The sequence below is a fragment of the Streptomyces flaveolus genome (assembly GCF_044765825.1).
Taxonomy (GTDB): Bacteria; Actinomycetota; Actinomycetes; order Streptomycetales; family Streptomycetaceae; genus Streptomyces; species Streptomyces flaveolus.
Genome location: NZ_JBIWKU010000003.1, coordinates 253,766 through 270,797, shown reverse-complemented (window position 1 = coordinate 270,797; position 17,032 = coordinate 253,766). Strand labels below are relative to the sequence as shown.

General features: G+C 74.0%; 8 protein-coding genes. 5 read left to right on the top strand and 3 right to left on the bottom strand.

Annotation, left to right across the window (positions count from 1 at the left end; all coding sequences use genetic code 11):
• Positions 1-111 precede the first annotated feature (111 nt).
• The 3 genes from ACIRG6_RS10725 to ACIRG6_RS10715 form a co-directional block, all read right to left on the bottom strand.
• Positions 112-1,653 carry an alpha/beta hydrolase gene (locus tag ACIRG6_RS10725; protein ID WP_403322070.1) on the bottom strand — a complete coding sequence of 514 codons (1,542 nt, stop codon included), beginning with the start codon at positions 1,651-1,653 and terminating at the stop codon, positions 112-114.
• Positions 1,654-1,797: 144 nt separating this feature from the next.
• Positions 1,798-3,345 (bottom strand): alpha/beta hydrolase, encoded by a 1,548-nt coding sequence (locus tag ACIRG6_RS10720; protein WP_364820190.1) that lies wholly within the window; start codon positions 3,343-3,345, stop codon positions 1,798-1,800.
• Positions 3,346-3,431: 86 nt separating this feature from the next.
• Positions 3,432-6,239, bottom strand: a complete 2,808-nt coding sequence (locus ACIRG6_RS10715; protein ID WP_364675851.1) for a lysylphosphatidylglycerol synthase transmembrane domain-containing protein — start codon at positions 6,237-6,239, stop codon at positions 3,432-3,434.
• A 185-nt stretch (positions 6,240-6,424) separates the two neighbouring features.
• Here ACIRG6_RS10715 and ACIRG6_RS10710 point away from each other — a divergent pair, with 185 nt between their 5' ends.
• The 5 genes from ACIRG6_RS10710 (at position 6,425) to nudC (ending at position 16,888) form a co-directional block, all read left to right on the top strand.
• A complete protein-coding gene (locus ACIRG6_RS10710) occupies positions 6,425-6,811 on the top strand; it encodes an MGMT family protein (protein WP_318214338.1) in 387 nt (128 codons plus the stop codon).
• Positions 6,812-7,077: 266 nt separating this feature from the next.
• The gene (locus tag ACIRG6_RS10705) at positions 7,078-10,635 is read left to right on the top strand and encodes an ATP-dependent helicase (RefSeq protein ID WP_403322067.1); all 3,558 of its coding nucleotides are present in this window, start codon (positions 7,078-7,080) and stop codon (positions 10,633-10,635) included.
• 160 nt (positions 10,636-10,795) lie between these two features.
• Complete coding sequence (locus ACIRG6_RS10700; RefSeq protein ID WP_403322065.1) at positions 10,796-14,359, top strand: UvrD-helicase domain-containing protein; 3,564 nt, start codon at positions 10,796-10,798, stop codon at positions 14,357-14,359.
• A 10-nt stretch (positions 14,360-14,369) separates the two neighbouring features.
• Positions 14,370-15,782 carry a dipeptidase gene (locus ACIRG6_RS10695; protein WP_364675842.1) on the top strand — a complete coding sequence of 471 codons (1,413 nt, stop codon included), beginning with the start codon at positions 14,370-14,372 and terminating at the stop codon, positions 15,780-15,782.
• 161 nt (positions 15,783-15,943) lie between these two features.
• Entirely contained in the window at positions 15,944-16,888 is a 945-nt protein-coding gene (gene nudC, locus ACIRG6_RS10690) for an NAD(+) diphosphatase (protein WP_239762529.1), read from the top strand.
• Positions 16,889-17,032: the final 144 nt, after the last annotated feature.

Below are 17,032 nucleotides of genomic sequence, written 5' to 3'. Positions count from 1 at the left end.
CTTGCCGGTGTACTGAGCCGTCACCGGCTCGGCAAGTCCGGGCTCCGCTCGCTCCGGTCTGTGGACGGCGGGGGTTTCGCGCACCGCGGGTGCCCGAAGCCCCCGCCGTCGTCATGAGCAGACCTTGCCGTCCTTCGGCACCGTTCCCTTCAGCAGGTAGGCGTCGACCGCCGAGTCGACGCAGTCGCTGCCGCTCCCGTACGCCCCGTGGCCCTCGCCCTTCCAGGTGAGCACCACACCGACGCTCTTGCCCAGCTCGTCCGCCATCCTGCGGGCGCCCTCGTAGGGCGTGGCCGGGTCGCCGGTGTTGCCGACCACGAGGATCGGCGCCGCGCCGGGCGCGCTCACCTCCGGCGTCTCGTGCTGCCCGGGCACCGGCCAGTCGTGGCACCAGCCGGCCGTGTCCCAGCCGAGGAAGGGGCCGAACACGGGGGAGATCGCCTCGAACTCGGGCAGCCGCTTCCTGGTCTCCTCCGCCGTCGGCCGCTGCTTGCCGTCCAGGCACGATATGACCCGCTGCGAGTGGGTCGTCGTGCCGTAGTGCCCCGAGCCGTCGCGCTCGTTGTAGCCGTCGGCGAGGGCCAGCAGCTCCGAGCCGTCACCGTCCTGGGCCGCCGCGAGCGCACTTGTCAGGGTCGGCCAGCCGTCCTTGCTGTACAGCGGCAGCACGATGCCGGTGATCGCGAGCGTCTGCGTCAGCTTCCGTCCCTCGGACGACGTCGGCAGCGGCTCCGCGTCGATCCGCTTCAGCAGATCGGCGATCTTGCGCGTGCCCTGCTCGGGGTCCTGCCCCGTGGACTTCAGGTAGTCGTCCAGCGCGCGCTGGAAGCCCCGCGTCTGGTTCTCCGCGTGGCCCATGGTGTCGGCGCTCGGGTCCACGACCGCGTCGAGGATCATCCGGCCCACGTGCTTGGGGAACAGGTGGGCGTAGACGCCGCCGAGTTCGGTGCCGTAGGAGATGCCGAAGTAGTGCATCTTCTCGTCGCCCAGCACGTGCCGCATCAGGTCCATGTCGCGGGCGGTGTCCGTGGTGGAGACGTGCGCCATCAGCTTGCCGACGGCCTTCTCGCAGCCCTTGCCGAAGTCGGCGGCGTCCTTGAAGAAGGCCTGCTCCTCGGCCGGGGTGTCCGGCGTCGCGTCCACCGACTCGGCGTCCTCGATCGCCTCGTCGTCGCGGCAGCGGATGCCCTCGCTGGCGGCCACCCCTCGCGGGTCCCAGCTCACCAGGTCGTACCGCTCGTGCAGGGCGGAGACCGTGTCGGCGTAGGACGGCATCATGGACACGCCCGAGCCGCCGGGTCCGCCGAAGTTGAACAGGAGGGAGCCGGTGCGCCGGTCGCCGCTCGCCTTGGATCTGATCAGGGCGAGCCCGATCGTCTCGCCGTCCGGCTCGGCCCAGTCGAGCGGCGCCTGGAGCGTGGCGCACTGCCAGTCGCCGCCCGGCGCGGGAGCGTCCGCGGTGCCCTTGCAGCGGCCCCAGTCGAGTTTCTGGGAGGCCAGCGACGCGGGCACCCCGGAGGGTGCCGCCGCGGACGGCCGGGCACTGCTCGTGTCCCCGTCGTCCTGGTCGCCACCGGACGAGCCGCCGCTGCAGCCCGCCGTCAGCAGTGCGGCGGCGGCGGTCAGAGCCGTCCACCGTACGAGACGTGCCATGGGCAATCCCCCCTCGCTGGCCGTCCGCGCCGTGCGGCGGATGGCGGTCATGCCATCGTAGGTGGAGGGCACGATGCCCGCCGAGCCCTGTGGATAACGCTGTGACCTGGGGGTTCGGTCGAAAGGGTGGCGCGTAACCGGGGATCAGGAGCAGACGGTCCCGGCCGCCGGCACCTTCCCGTCCAGCAGATAGCCGTGCACCGCGTCCTGCACGCACCTGTTCTTGCTGTCGTACGCCCCGTGCCCCTGCCCCTTGTACGTGAGTTCCACCCCGACGCCCTTGCCCAGCGCGTCCACCATCTTCGCGGCGCCCTCGTAGGGCGTCGCCGGGTCGCCGGTGTTGCCGATCACCAGGATCGGCGGCGCACCGGGCGCGCTGACGTCGGGGTGTTCGGCCGCGCCGGGCACCGGCCAGTCGGTGCAGCTGACCAGGCCCCAGGCGAGGTAGTCGCCGAACAGCGGGGAGGCCTTCCGGAACTCGGGCAGCTTCCCCTCCACGTACGCGGGGTCGTACCGGGGTTTGTCGTCGGCGCAGTTGATGGAGATGTTCGCCGCGGTGATGTTGCTGTACTCGCCGTTCTCGCTGCGCCCGTTCAGCGAGTCCGACAGCACCATGAGGATCCTGCCGTCGCCGTCGTAGGCCTGCTCCAGGCCCTCGGTGAGGTACTGCCAGAAGTCCTTCGAGTACAGCGCCTGGGCGATGCCGCTGGTCGCGGCGGTCTGGGTGAGGTCGCGGGGGAAGACGCCGGGGATCGGTCTGCGGTCGAGGTCCTTCAGCAGCCGTGCGATGCGGTTCTTCACGTCCTGGACGCTGTTGCCGACGGGGCAGTCCTCGACCTTGGACACGCAGTCCTGGGCGTAGTTGTCGAGGGCCAGCTGGAAGCCCTCGGCCTGCCCGAGCGAGCTCTGCTCGGCGTTCTGCGTCGGGTCGACGACCGCGTCGAAGACGGCCCGGCCCACGTTCTTCGGGAACAGGTGGGCGTAGACGCCGCCGAGTTCGGTGCCGTAGGAGATGCCGAAGTAGTACAGCTTGTCGTCGCCGAGGACCTGGCGCATCAGATCCATGTCGCGGGCCGCGTCGGTGGTGGCCACGTGCGGCAGCACCCTCTTCGAGTGCTTCTCGCAGGCCGCGTTGAACTTCTCGGTGTTGTCCATCAGCTCGGTGCGCTCGGCCGCGTCGTCGGGGGTGGCGTCCTGCTGGAAGTACGTGTCGAGCTGCTCGTCGTCCAGGCACTCCACCGGGGCGCTGCGGCCGACGCCGCGCGGGTCGAAGCTGACCAGGTCGTAGCGGGTGCGGAGCTTCGCGTAGTCCTGGCCGAAGGCGGGCAGGGTGGTGACGCCCGAGCCGCCGGGGCCGCCGAAGTTGAAGACCAGCGAGCCGATCCGCCGGTCCGCCGCACCGCTGGCCTTCGCCCGGATCAGCGCCAGGCCGATCGTGTCGCCCTCGGGGTCGTCCCAGTCGAGCGGGGCCTTCATGGTGGCGCACTGCCAGTCGTCGCCGTCCGGCAGCGGGGAGGGCGCGGGGCCGCCGCCCTCGGCCTGGGACGGTGCCGGGCAGTCCTTCCACGCGAGCTTCTGGCCCGGCAGGTCCTCGTCGTCCTGCGGACCGTCGCCGCAGCCCGCGAGGAGGGCGGACAGCAGAACGGCGGTGGCGGTGAGGGCGGCGGCGCGCAGCCGGGCGGGAATCGGCATGCCCCCATCGTGCGGCCGGGCGGGTCCGCGCGCCCGGGGCACGAGCCGTACGAGCTACGGGGGCGGCGCAGGGTTCTCGCGGGCCCCTACAGCGCTCCCTTCCGGGACAGGTGGTTGAAGGCCAGCCAGCCCGGCAGCACCGGCAGCCACAGGGTGAGCAGCCGGAACAGCAGCACCGCCGGTGCGGCGACCTCCTTGGGCAGGCCGACGGCGATCAGGCCGACCGTCAGGGTCGCCTCCACCGCGCCGACACCGCCCGGCGTCGGCGCCGCGGAGCCCAGCGCGTTGCCCGCGAGGAAGACGACGGCGACGCTCGCCAGGCTGATCGACGACGACTCGTCGCCGAAGGCCCGGATCGAGGCGTCCAGGCACATCACGAAGCAGGCGGTGAGCAGCAGCATGCCGCCGATGCCGGTGACCAGCTTCTGCGGCCGCTGGAGGACGTCCAGCATGCGCGGCACGACGCCGGCGAAGAGCGACCGTACGCGCGTGACGACGAATTTCCGCAGGAACGGCACCGACGTCACCACGAGCACGAGCACCGCCACCGTCAGCAGACCCGCGATGACCGTCCGGGACGGCGACAGCGAGGGTGTCTTCTCGGTGCCGGTCAGATAGCCGAAGGACAGCAGCATCAGGATGTGGCAGCCGAGCCCGAACAACTGCGAGGCGCCGACACTCGCCACCGCGAGCCCCGGCCGTACCCCCGCCCGCTGAAGGAACCGGGTGTTCAGCGCGACGCCGCCGACCGCCGCCGGAGCGACGATCTTGACGAAGGATCCGGCCACCTGTGCGGCCACGGTCCGTACGAACGGCACCCGCTCGGGCACGAACCCGAGCAGGGCCATCGCCGCGGCGACATAGCTCGCCGCCGAGAACAGCACGGCCGCGGCGACCCAGCCCCACTGGGCGTTCGCGATCAGCGGGCCGAACTCGATGTGCGTGAGCTGGGTCAGCAGGAAGTACGCGCCGATCGCACCGGCGATGAAACTGATCAGCGTGCGGGGGCGCACCCGCTCGAGCCGGGCCGGCTCGACGGGGGCCTGCGGCCTGATCCGCAGCACCGCGTGCCGGATCTGCGTGAGCAGGTCCTCCTCGCGGGCCTCCTCCAGCGCATCGTCCAGGGCCCGCTTCTCGGCCCGCTGTTCCGCGCGGGCGGCCTTCTTGTCGGGCTTGCCGGGTACGGCGGCCTCGTCCGCGCCGTCCGCCTCGGAGCGGGCCAGCTTGGCTTGGCGGGAGGCCTCGAGGACCGCTTCCCGTTCGCGCTCGGCCCGCTCCCGGGCCAGCTTGCGCAGGGTCGCGCGGGTGGAGCGGCTGAGCGCGATGGGCTGGAGCATCGGCAGGCAGTCGGCCACGGCGTCGGGGCCGAGCACGTCCACGGCCGAGGCGACCGCGCGTTCGGCGCCCACCCGCAGGCCGAGCGTCACCAGGAGCTGGGAGATGTCCATGCGCAGCAGCAGGTCGCCGGCGGCGATCTCGCCGATGCGCAGCTCGGTGAGGATCACGGTGCCGGAGCGATCCACCAGGATGGCGTCGCCCACCAGCCGGCGATGCGCGATGCGCCGGGACTGCAGGGCACGCACCTGCTCCCAGGCCTCGCGCAGCAGGCCGTCGGTGATCTCTTCGTCCGGCAGGGAGTCGAGGGTGCGGCCGCCGGTGTGCTCGTAGACGAGCATCACGGCGTCGGGACCGAGTTCGGACGTCGCGATCAGCTTCGGCGCGTTGGCTCCGGCCGCGATGGCCGCGTAGGCGAGCAGCGCCTCCTGTTCCAGCGCCTGCCGCAGTGAGGGGAGGCTGCTGCGGGTGGCGAAGCCGCGCAGTGTCAGATTGCGCCACGCGCGGTAGAAGAAGCCCTGCGCCTGCTGCTCGCGGTCGACCACCGTCACGTCCAGCGGCCGGCCGTCCTCCAGCGTGACGAAGTAGCGCCGGCCCCGGTCGCCGGTCTCGGCGTTGTCCTGCGGCGCCTCCTGGCGGGCGGCGGTCACCGGGCGGAAGCCGACGGTCCGCAGGCCCGCCATCAGTGTCCGGCCGGTGGGGCGGGCGTTGGGGGAGCCGACCGCGTACAGCGTTCCGTAGGCCACGGTCCAGCCGATGAGGACGGTCAGGATGATCGAGAACGGCGTCGTGTAGCCGGTGACGAGCATGGAGAAGGCGTCGAGGAGCAGCACGATCCACAGCACCGCGCGCCAGCGGGGTCTGCGGGACATCCCGACGGCCGTCATGTAGGCGATGACCGGCGCGAGGTAGCCGTGCACGGGGTCGGTGAGCGCGTGGATGTCGCCCGGTGAGGGCTGGGTGAGCGCCTCCTGGATCGAACCGGGTGCCGCCTTGGCCACCCACAGGTCCGTGGCGAGCGTCACCCCGTGCGCGAGGACCGCCGCGAGCACGCCGTCGGCGATCCGCAGCCCGTCCCGTTTGATCAGCCGCTCGACGGCGAACGCGACGGGCACCAGCAGGATCGCGATGCTGGAGGCCAGACCCGCGATCTTGATCAGCAGGTCGGGGGCCTGCCCGGTGCCCTTGTTGATGTCCTGTTCGAGACCCGAGGTGGTGCCGTGTGCGAAGGCGGCGACGGCGAGCAGCACGACGACCCCGAGAACACCCACCAGCAGCCGCATCAGGTCGGACGGCCGGTGCACGCGAGAGGGGAGGAGCGGTTCGTCGCCGTCCACCTCGTCGATGTGTGCGACGTCACCGGGGTCGGCGGCGGTCGCCGAGGGGCCGTCGACCGCGTTCCGGGTGGTCTTCTCGGCACCGTCGGCGGACTGCTCGCCGCTGCCGGCGGGCTTCTCGTCGCCGTCGCCGGGCTTCGCGCCGCCGGCGGCTGCGTCCGGGCGCGAGGAAGAGTCAGAGGTGCCCTCGGCGTCCTCGGGGTGCACACCCTGCTGCTTCATCGCCTCTTCTTGCTCTCGTATCACTGGTCACCGACCGCACGATGGTGGCATGCCGGACCGACAGCCGGGGGCATCAGGGTGCCCGTGCGGGCGGCACAGTCTGCCCGAAGCCCCGCTCGCGGGCGAGGGACGCGCACCGTCGCGAGCGCGCCCCGTTGTCGGTGGGGTGGGGCAGGATGGGACGGATGAGCGAGCAGAGCCTTCCGGACGACGTCCCTCCGGAGTACGGGGACGCGCTGCCCGAGTACGCCGAGCGGGTCCTCGACGTCGCCGAACGGATTCCGCCGGGCCGTGTCATGACGTACGGGGACGTCGCCGAGTACCTGGAGGAGGGCGGGCCCCGGCAGGTCGGCCGTGTGATGTCCCTCTACGGCGGGGGCGTCTGCTGGTGGCGGATCGTCCGCGCCGACGGGGTCCTGCTCGCCGGGCACGAACGGGAGGCGCTCGGCCATTACCGGGCGGAGGGCACGCCCCTGAAGGAGGCGAGCAGAGCCGCCGAAGGCCATCAGCCGCGCATCGATCTGAGACGAGCCCGGTGGGACGGCGGCGAACGCGCGCAGGGTCACATCTGACAGCTTCCGGCATCGGACGGGCCGGTGTGTGGCCAGTGATCCGGATGAGGGAAACGGGACACATCGGGCACGTTCGCGACATGACGTACGTTCGAGGGGCGGGGGACACATGCGCCGTGAGTGACCCGGGGGAAGAAGGGGAAGCCCTGCTTCCGCCCCTTGCGTCGGCGTAGCGTCGGCCGCGCGCGTCCCCCTCATACGGCGGCCACCGCCGTCCCCGCAGGACGGACAGCCCACCAGCACACCCACCAGGACCGGCGAACCACGTGAGCTCCTCTTCCTCCACCGGACGCCCGTCGCACCCCCAGGCGCGACGGGGGAGCTCCGGCGCCTACCGACTGGTGCGTACCCAGCCGCCGCGTGTGGCTCCCCCTCGTCTGGACGCCGCGCAGCGTGCCGTGGTTGACCACGGGGGCGGGCCGCTGCTCGTCCTCGCCGGTCCGGGCACCGGGAAGACCACCACCCTGGTCGAGTCCGTCGCGGACCGGATCGCCCGTGGCGGCGACCCGGAGCGGATCCTGGTCCTGACCTTCAGCCGCAAGGCGGCCGTCGAGCTGCGCGACCGGATGGCGCTGCGCATGGGCGCCGCGCGCGCTCCCCGGGCGACGACCTTTCACTCCTTCGGTTACGCCCTGGTCCGCGCCCACCAGGACAGCGAACTGTTCGTGGAGCCGCTGCGGCTGCTGTCCGGTCCGGAACAGGACGTGGCGGTCCGCGGGCTGCTGGCCGGACAGGCGGACCTGGAGCGGCTCGGCCTGGCGCATGTGCGCTGGCCCGACGAGCTGCGCGCCTGCCTGACCACCCGCGGCTTCGCCGACGAGGTCCGCGCGGTCCTCGCCCGCAGCCGCGAGCTGGGTCTCGGCCCGGACGCCCTGGAGGCGTTCGCCCGGCGCATCGGCCGCCCCGACTGGCGGGCCGCCGCCGCCTTCCTCGCCGAGTACCTCGACGTGCTCGACCTGCAGGGCGTCCTCGACTACGCGGAACTCGTCCACCGCGCGGTGCTGCTCGCCCGCCGCCCCGAGGTCGCCGCGCAGCTGGCCGCGCGGTACGACGCCGTGTACGTCGACGAGTACCAGGACACCGACCCGGCCCAGATACGGCTGCTGCACGCCCTGGCGGGCGGCGGACGCACCCTCGTCGCCTTCGGCGACCCCGACCAGTCGATCTACGCCTTCCGGGGCGCGGACGTGAACGGCATCCTCGACTTCCCGCACGCCTTCCCGCGCGCGGACGGCCACCCGGCGCCGGTGGAGGTGCTGCGGACGTCGCGCCGTTCCGGGGCCGCCCTGCTGGCCGCCACCCGGCTGCTGACCCAGCGCATGCCGCTGACCCGCCTGCCCGCCGACAAGGTACGTGCGCACCGCGAGCTCGGCTCCGTACGGGACGGGGGGCGCGTCGAGGTGTACACGTACCCGACGTACGGCACCGAGCTCGACAACATCGCCGACATCCTGCGCCGGGCCCACCTCGAGGACGGGGTCCCGTGGAGCGACATGGCCGTACTCGTGCGCGCCGGGTCGCGCTCCATCCCGGCGGTGCGCCGCGCCCTCACCGCGGCCGGGGTCCCGCTGGACGTCGACGGCGACGACCTGCCCCTGCGGCACGAACCGGCGGTGGCACCACTGCTGACGGCCCTGCGCGCGGTGGCGACGGCGGTGGCGGAGGAGCGGCCGGGCGCCCGCGCCGCTGACGCGGCGGAAGCCGAGCGCGGCTCGGGGGACGCGTCCGAGGCTGCGCCGGGCTCGGACGGCGTGCCCGATGCCGAGCCCGGCGGCGAGGTGTCCGATGCCGAGCCCGGCGGCGGCGAGGTGTCCGAGCCCGGGCCTGGCGACGCGTCCGGCGGCGGCGAGGTCTCCGGCGGCGGCGAGGTGCCCGAAGCCGAGCCCGGCCCCGGCGACGTGCCCGAGGCCGGCCGCGCGGCAGACCCCGCCGGAGGTGCCGGCTGGCTCAGTACTGAGACCGCCCTCACCCTGCTCACCTCCCCCCTCGCCGGCATGGACGCCGCCGACCTGCGCCGCCTCGGACGCGCCCTTCGCGACGAGGAGCGCGCCGCCGGCAACCCGCTGCCGCCGCCCTCGGACGAGCTGCTCGCCCGCGCCCTGGCCGAGCCCGAGCGCCTCGCGGTGCACGACCCGGCGTACGCGCGCGGTGCCCAGCGCCTCGGCGCGCTGCTCCGCAAGGCCCGCGAGCGCCTAGCCGGTGGCGGCAGCGCCGAGGAGGCACTGTGGGACCTGTGGGACGGCACCCCGTGGCCCACCCGCCTGGAACGCTCGGCCAGGCGCGGCGGCGCCGCCGGACGCAACGCCGACCGCGACCTGGACGCCGTGTGCGCCCTGTTCGCGACCGCCGCGCGCGCGGAGGAGCGCACGGGCGGGCGCGGCGCGCTCAACTTCTTGGAGGAGATCGACGCCGAGGACATCGCCGCGGACACCCTCACGCGGCGTGCCGTACGCCCCGACGCCGTCCGCCTGATGACCGCGCACCGCTCCAAGGGACTCGAATGGCGGCTGGTCGTCGTCGCGGGTGTCCAGGAGGGCCTGTGGCCGGACCTGCGCCGCCGCGGCTCCCTGCTGGAGGCGGACCGGATCGGCCGCGACGGACTCGCCGAACCCCTCACCCCCGGCGCGTTGCTCGCCGAGGAGCGCCGCCTGTTCTACGTGGCCGCCACGCGCGCGCGTGAACGCCTCGTCGTGACCGCCGTGAAGGCACCGGCCGACGACGGCGACCAGCCCTCCCGGTTCCTGACCGAACTCGGCGTCGAGCCCTCCGACGTCACCGGCCGCCCACGCCGGCCCCTGGCCGTCGCGGCCCTCGTCGCCGAACTGCGCGCCACCACCGTGGACCCGCGCGTCTCCGGCCCGCTGCGCGAGGCCGCCGCCCGCCGCCTGGCCCGCCTCGCCGCGCTCGCCGACGAGGACGGCCGTCCGCTGGTGCCGTCCGCCCACCCCTACCGCTGGTGGGGCATGTGGGACCCGACCGAGAGCAAGGTGCCGCTGCGCGACCGCGACCAGCCCGTCACCCTCTCCGGCAGCGCCCTCGACCAGCTCGCCAACACCTGCGCCCTCCAGTGGTTCCTCGGCCGTGAGGTGAAGGCGGACGCCCCCGCCACCGCCGCCCAGGGCTTCGGCAACGTGGTGCACGTCCTCGCCGACGAGGTCGCCTCCGGTCACACCCCGGCCGACCTCGACGTCCTCATGGAACGCCTGGACTCGGTGTGGAACGCGCTCGCCTTCGACGCGCCGTGGAAGTCGGCGCAGGAGAAGGCCAACGCGCGCGTGGCGCTCGAACGCTTCCTGAAGTGGCACGTCATGGACCGCGCCGGGCGCACACCGGTGGCGAGCGAGCACGACTTCGACGTGACCCTGGAGGCGGGCGACTACGAGGTCCGCATCCGCGGCCAGATGGACCGTGTCGAGGCCGACGGCGACGGCCGCGCCTATGTCGTCGACTTCAAGACCGGCAAACAGGCGCCCAGCTCGGCCGAGGTGGCCCGCCACCCCCAGCTCGCCGTCTACCAGCTCGCCGTGCGCGAGGGCGCCGTCGACGAGGCCTTCGACGGGGTGCGCCCCGAGCCGGGCGGCGCGGAACTCGTCCAGCTGCGCCAGGGCGCGGCCAAGCGCGACGGCGGCGAGACGCTGCCCAAGGTGCAGGCTCAGGACTCCCTGGCGGGCCCGGAGGGGGAGTGGGTCGGGGACCTGCTGGCCACGGCCGCCGGCAAGGTCCTCGACGAACGGTTCACGCCCACCGCGGGCCAGCACTGCACGCACTGCGCCTTCCGCGCCTCGTGCAGCGCGCGGCCCGAGGGACGGCACGTCGTGGAGTAGGGCAGTCCGAGGACGGCCTCTCCGTCGCGAAGCGGACAGCTCGCCGTGGACCGGTGCGCCGGGTGTGACCAGTCGCACCACACGTGCTGACCTGCGCTTCTCCCCGCCCGCGGGCCGCATCCGGCATCCGCTGTCAGTGGCCGGCGCTAGCCTCTTCGACGTGCCCGCCCGTATCACCGATCCCGAGCAGCTCAAGGAGCTCCTCGGCATCCCCTTCACCCCGGAGCAGACGGCCTGCATCGTCGCGCCGCCCGCCCCGCAGGTGATCGTGGCCGGAGCCGGGTCGGGCAAGACCACGGTGATGGCGGCGCGCGTGGTGTGGCTGGTCGGCACCGGCCAGGTCGCCCCCGAGCAGGTGCTCGGCCTCACCTTCACCAACAAGGCGGCCGGCGAACTCGCCGAACGCGTCCGCAAGGCCCTCGTCCGGGCCGGCGTCACCGATCCCGACGTCATCGACCCGGACAATCCGCCGGGCGAGCCGGTGATCTCCACGTACCACGCCTTCGCGGGCCGCCTGCTGACCGATCACGGCCTGCGTCTCGGGCTGGAGCCGACGTCCCGCCTGCTCGCCGACGCCACCCGCTACCAGCTGGCCGCGCGCGTGCTGCGCGAGGCACCCGGGCCGTATCCGGCGCTCACCCGCTCCTTCGCCGACCTGGTCGGCGACCTCCTCGCCCTCGACGCCGAGCTCGCCGAACACCTCGTACGGCCCGAGGAGCTGCGGGCCTGGGACGCGGGCCTCCTGACCACCCTCCAGGGCGCCAAGCTCACCAACGCCGATCTGCGCAAGGTCCCCGAGGCCGCCGCCGCCCGCGGCGAACTCGCCGACCTGGTGATCCGCTACCGGGCAGCCAAACGCGAACGCGACCTCCTCGACTTCGGCGACCAGATCGCCCTGTCCGCCCGGCTCGCCGGGCTCCCCGAGGTGGGCCGCGTCCTGCGCGACGAGTTCCGGGTCGTGCTGCTCGACGAGTACCAGGACACCTCGGTGGCCCAGCGCATCCTCCTCGCCGGCCTGTTCGGCGGCGGCACCGGCCACCCCGTGACCGCGGTCGGCGACCCCTGCCAGGCGATCTACGGCTGGCGCGGCGCCTCCGTCGCCAACCTCGACGACTTCCCGGAGCACTTCGCCCACGCCGACGGCCGCCCCGCCACCCGCCAGGCGCTCAGCGAGAACCGCCGCAGCGGCGGCCGCCTCCTCGACCTCGCCAACGGCCTCGCCGAACCCCTGCGCGCCATGCACGCGGGCGTGGAGGCCCTGCGCCCCGCCCCCGGCGCCGAACGCGACGGCCTGGTCCGCTGCGCCCTCCTGCGCACGCACGCCGAGGAGATCGACTGGATCGCCGACTCCGTCGCCCACCTGGTCCGCACCGGCAAGGCGCCCGGCGAGATCGCCGTCCTGTGCCGCACGGCGACCGACTTCGCCGAGATCCAGGGCGCGCTGGTGGCCCGCGACGTCCCCGTCGAGGTCGTGGGCCTGTCCGGGCTGCTGCACCTGCCCGAGGTGGCCGACCTGGTCGCCGTCTGCGAAGTGCTCCAGGACCCCGGTGCCAACGCCGCCCTGGTCCGCCTGCTCACCGGCCCGCGCTGGCGCATCGGCCCGCGCGACCTGGCCCTCCTGGGGCGCCGGGCCCGGCTGCTCGTGAGCCACGCGCGCGTGGACGGCGACGACGACCCCGACCGGCGTCTCGCCGCGGCCGTCGAGGGCGTCGACCCGTCCGAGGTGATCTCCCTCGCGGACGCCCTCGACACCTTCCTGGAGACCCCGCTCGACGGCACCGGGGACGACGACGGGCTGCCCTTCTCGCCGGACGCGCGCGTGCGCTTCGCCCGCCTGGCCGCCGAGCTGCGCGACCTGCGCCGAGCCCTGTCCGACCCCCTGATGGACGTCCTGCACCGTGTCCTCGCCACCACCGGTCTGGAGGTCGAGCTGTCGGCGTCCCCGCACGCCCTGGCCGCCCGCCGCCGCGAGACCCTGTCGAACTTCCTGGACGTCGCCGCCTCCTTCGCCGCGAGCGACGGCGAGGCCAGCCTGCTCGCCTTCCTCGGCTTCCTGCGCACCGCCGCGCAGTACGAGAAGGGCCTCGACAACGCGCTGCCCGGCGGCGAGAACACCGTCAAGGTGCTCACCGCGCACAAGTCCAAGGGCCTGGAGTGGGACGTCGTGGCCGTCCCCGGGCTGGTCACCGGCACCTTCCCCAGCGGGCAGGGCCGCGAGAAGTGGACCGCCCAGGGCAAGGTGCTGCCGCACGCGCTGCGCGGCGACGCCGACACCCTGCCCGACGTCCCGTCCTGGGACTCACGGGGCCTGAAGGCCTTCCACGAGGCCATGAAGGAACACCAGCACACCGAGGAACTCCGCCTCGGCTACGTCACCTTCACCCGCCCCCGCTCCCTGCTCCTGGGCTCCGGCCACTGGTGGGGCCCCAGCCAGAAGAAGCCGCGCGGACCGTCCGACTTCCTCCAGGCCCTGTACGACCACTGCGCCGCCGGGTACGGCGAGATCGAGGCATGGGCGGACGAGCCCGCCGAGGACGAGGAGAACCCGGCCCTCCTCGCGGACACCGCCGACCGGGCCTGGCCCCTGCCCCTGGACGACACGGCCCTCGCCCTGCGCAGGTCCGCCGCGGAGACGGTCCTCGCCCACCTGGACGCCCTCGCCGCCCGGGACGACGGCCGGCCCACCGCCACGCACGACCCGGACGTCTACGACGACCCGGACTGGCCGCCGCCCCCCGAGGACGACGAGTCCTTCCCCGACCCGGAAGAGGCCTTCGAGGGGGCCTTCGACGGGGCCTTGGAAGAGGCCTTCCCCGACGACGAGGACCCCGGCCGGCCGGAGGACTCCGCCGACTGGGACTCCTGGACGCCCGACCGCCCCACCCCGCGCCCGACCGTCCCGCACCAGGCGCCACCCCCGCGCCGCCCCGGCGTCCCCCGGCCCCAGGAGCCCCTGCCCGACCCCGCCCCCCGGGCGACCACCGCCTCCCGGCTCACGCCCGAAGAGGCCCGTACCGTCGCGTCCTGGGACCGCGACCTGGACGCCCTCACCGGCGAGCTGCTGCGCGCCCGCGAGAGCGTCACCGAGGTGCGCCTCCCGGCGTCGCTGACCGCCTCCCAGCTGCTGCGCCTGGCCGCCGACCCGGACGGCTTCGCCCAGGAGCTGGCCCGCCCCATGCCCCGCCCGCCCCAGCCCGCCGCCCGCCGCGGCACCCGCTTCCACGCCTGGGTCGAGTCCCGCTTCGAAGCACTGACCCTGCCCCTGCTGGAGCCGGAGGAGCTGCCCGGCAGCGAGGCCGAGATCGCCGACGAACGCGACCTGGAGTTCCTCAAGGACGCCTTCGAACGCACCGAGTACGCGCACCGCACCCCGTACCGGGTCGAGGCGCCCTTCCAGCTCACGCTCGCCGGACGCGTCGTGCGCGGCCGGATCGACGCCGTCTACAAGCAGGGCGAGGGCCCGGCGGCGACGTACGAGATCGTCGACTGGAAGACGAGCCGCGACGGCACCGCCGACCCGCTCCAGCTCGCCGTGTACCGCCTCGCCTGGGCCGAGCAGCAGCGGGTGCCGCTGGAGTCGGTGACGGCCACCTTCCTGTACGTACGCAGCGGCGAAGCCGTGCGGCCCGACGGCCTGCCGGACCGTGCCGCGCTGGAGGGCCTGCTGCTCGGCGAGCCGGTCGGTGACGAACCGCACGATCGGGGTGTGCGCGCGGGCCGATAGGCTCGTGAGCATGAGCCACACCGTTGACAATGCCGTCAGCGCCGTCCGTACGTACATCGAGCACCACCGCGCCGCCTTCCTCGACGACCTCGCCGAGTGGCTGCGCATCCCGTCCGTGTCGGCCCAGCCCGCCCACGCGACCGACGTACGCCGCAGCGCCGACTGGCTCGCCGCCAAGCTGAAGGAGACCGGCTTCCCGACCGCCGAGGTCTGGCCCACCGCGGGCGCCCCGGCCGTCTTCGCCGAGTGGCCCTCCGGCGACGCCGCGGCACCGACGGTCCTCGTCTACGGCCACCACGACGTGCAGCCGGCGGCCCGCGAGGACGGCTGGCACAGCGACCCCTTCGAGCCCGTCGTCCGCGACAACCGCCTGTACGCGCGCGGAGCCGCCGACGACAAGGGCCAGGTGTTCTTCCACACACTCGGCGTCCGCGCCCACCTCGCCGCCACCGGCCGCACCGCTCCGGCGGTGAACCTGAAGCTGCTGATCGAGGGCGAGGAGGAGTCCGGCTCCCCGCACTTCCGCGCGCTGGCCGAGGAGCACGCCGGGCGGCTCGCCGCCGACGCGGTGATCGTCTCCGACACCGGCATGTGGTCCGAGGACACCCCCACGGTCTGCACCGGCATGCGCGGCCTCGCCGAGTGCGAGATCCGGCTGCACGGACCCGACCAGGACATCCACTCCGGCTCCTTCGGCGGCGCGGTCCCCAACCCGGCCACGGCCGCCGCCCGCCTTGTGGCCGCCCTGCACGACGACCACGCCCGCGTGGCGATCCCCGGCTTCTACGACGGCGTGATCGAACTCACCGAGCGCGAACGCGACCTCTTCGCCGAGCTGCCCTTCGACGAGCACCAGTGGCTGCGCACGGCCAAGTCGTACGCCGCCCACGGCGAGGCCGGCCACACCACCCTGGAGCGGATCTGGGCCCGCCCCACCGCCGAGGTCAACGGCATCGGCGGCGGCTACCAGGGCCCGGGCAGCAAGACGATCATCCCGTCCTCCGCCATGGTGAAGCTGTCCTTCCGCCTGGTCGCGGGACAGGACCCCGGCCACGTCGAGAAGGCCGTCCGCGCCTGGGCCGCCGAGCAGGTGCCGGCCGGCATCCGCTGCGAGATCACCTTCGGATCGGCCACGCGCCCGTGCCTGACACCGCTGGACCACCCGGCGCTGCAGTCCGTGGCCCGCGCCATGAGCCGTGCCTTCGGCAAACCGGTCCGCTTCACCCGCGAAGGCGGCTCCGGACCGGCCGCCGACCTCCAGGAGGTCCTCGGCGCACCGGTGCTCTTCCTCGGCATCTCCGTCCCGTCCGACGGCTGGCACGCCCCCGACGAGAAGGTCGAGCTCGACCTGCTCCTCAAGGGCGTCGAAACCTCCGCCCACCTGTGGGGCGACCTGGCGGAGCACTGGCGCCACGCACCCTGAGTCCCCGCTCGGCCCGGATCCGGACCGGCATCGCGTGCGCGGCACACTGAAAGGGCCGCCCCGCGCCGCCGATCCCTCCCGGACCCGGTCGCCACCCGCCGTACGACCCGCTGAACCGCCTGCCGAACCACAACCGCTCACCGGGGGAGTTGGAAGCACCCGTGACCACCTGGACCGACCACACCGCCGACCGTCCCATCTCGCTCACCGCCCCGAACGGCGTCGACCGCGCCGCCCACCACCGGCTCGACGAGGCCTGGCTCGCGGCGGCGTGGAGCCACCCCTCGACGCGCTGCTTCGTGGTCTCCGGCGGTCAGGTCCTCATCGACGAGGCACCCGACGGGCGCACCGAACTCGTCATGACCCCCTCCTTCGAGGCCCCGCTCACCGAGGCGCACCGGTACTTCCTGGGCACCGACGAGGACGGCGTCAGCTACTTCGCGCTGCAGAAGGACTCCCTGCCCGGCCGCATGGACCAGTCCGCGCGCCCGGCGGGGCTGCGCGAGGCCGGCCTGCTCCTGTCGCCCCGCGACGCGGGCCTGATGGTCCACGCGGTCGCCCTGGAGAACTGGCAGCGCCTGCACCGGTTCTGCTCCCGCTGCGGCGAGCGCACCGTCATCGCCGCGGCCGGTCACATCCGCCGCTGCCCCGCCTGCGGCGCCGAGCACTACCCGCGCACCGACCCCGCCGTGATCATGGCCGTCACGGACGCGGACGACCGCATCCTGCTCGGCCGCCAGGTCCACTGGCCCGAGGGCCGCTTCTCGACACTCGCCGGTTTCGTGGAGCCCGGGGAGTCCATCGAGCAGTCGGTGCGCCGCGAGGTCTACGAGGAGGTCGGCATCGCCGTCGGCCCCGTCGAGTACGTCGCCAGCCAGCCCTGGCCCTTCCCGTCCAGCCTCATGCTGGGCTTCATGGCCCGCGCGACCTCGACGGACATCAACGTCGACGGCGACGAGATCCACGAGGCCCGCTGGTTCTCCCGCGACGAGCTGGGCGCCGCCTTCGAGTCCGGCGAGGTGCTCCCGCCCTACGGCATCTCGATCGCGGCCCGCCTGATCGAGCTCTGGTACGGCAAGCCGCTGCCGACCCGCGGCTTCGTCTGACGCGGAACAGGACAGAGGGGCGGGGGGCGGGCCCGGGCCGCCCCCCCCCCCCCCCGCCCCCCGCGCCCCCCCGCGCCGGGGCCGGCGCGCGGGGGGGGGGGCCGGGGGGGGGGGCGGGCGAGGGTCAGGGGCTGGCGCGCGGGG

What these genes read in the sequence shown, in the direction of transcription:
- ACIRG6_RS10725 (WP_403322070.1), bottom strand. Translation starts at nt 1,653, where the DNA reads ATGGCACGTCTCGTACGGTGGACGGCTCTGACCGCCGCCGCCGCACTG.
- ACIRG6_RS10720 (WP_364820190.1), bottom strand. Translation starts at nt 3,345, where the DNA reads ATGCCGATTCCCGCCCGGCTGCGCGCCGCCGCCCTCACCGCCACCGCC.
- ACIRG6_RS10715 (WP_364675851.1), bottom strand. Translation starts at nt 6,239, where the DNA reads ATGAAGCAGCAGGGTGTGCACCCCGAGGACGCCGAGGGCACCTCTGAC.
- ACIRG6_RS10710 (WP_318214338.1), top strand. Translation starts at nt 6,425, where the DNA reads ATGAGCGAGCAGAGCCTTCCGGACGACGTCCCTCCGGAGTACGGGGAC.
- ACIRG6_RS10695 (WP_364675842.1), top strand. Translation starts at nt 14,370, where the DNA reads ATGAGCCACACCGTTGACAATGCCGTCAGCGCCGTCCGTACGTACATC.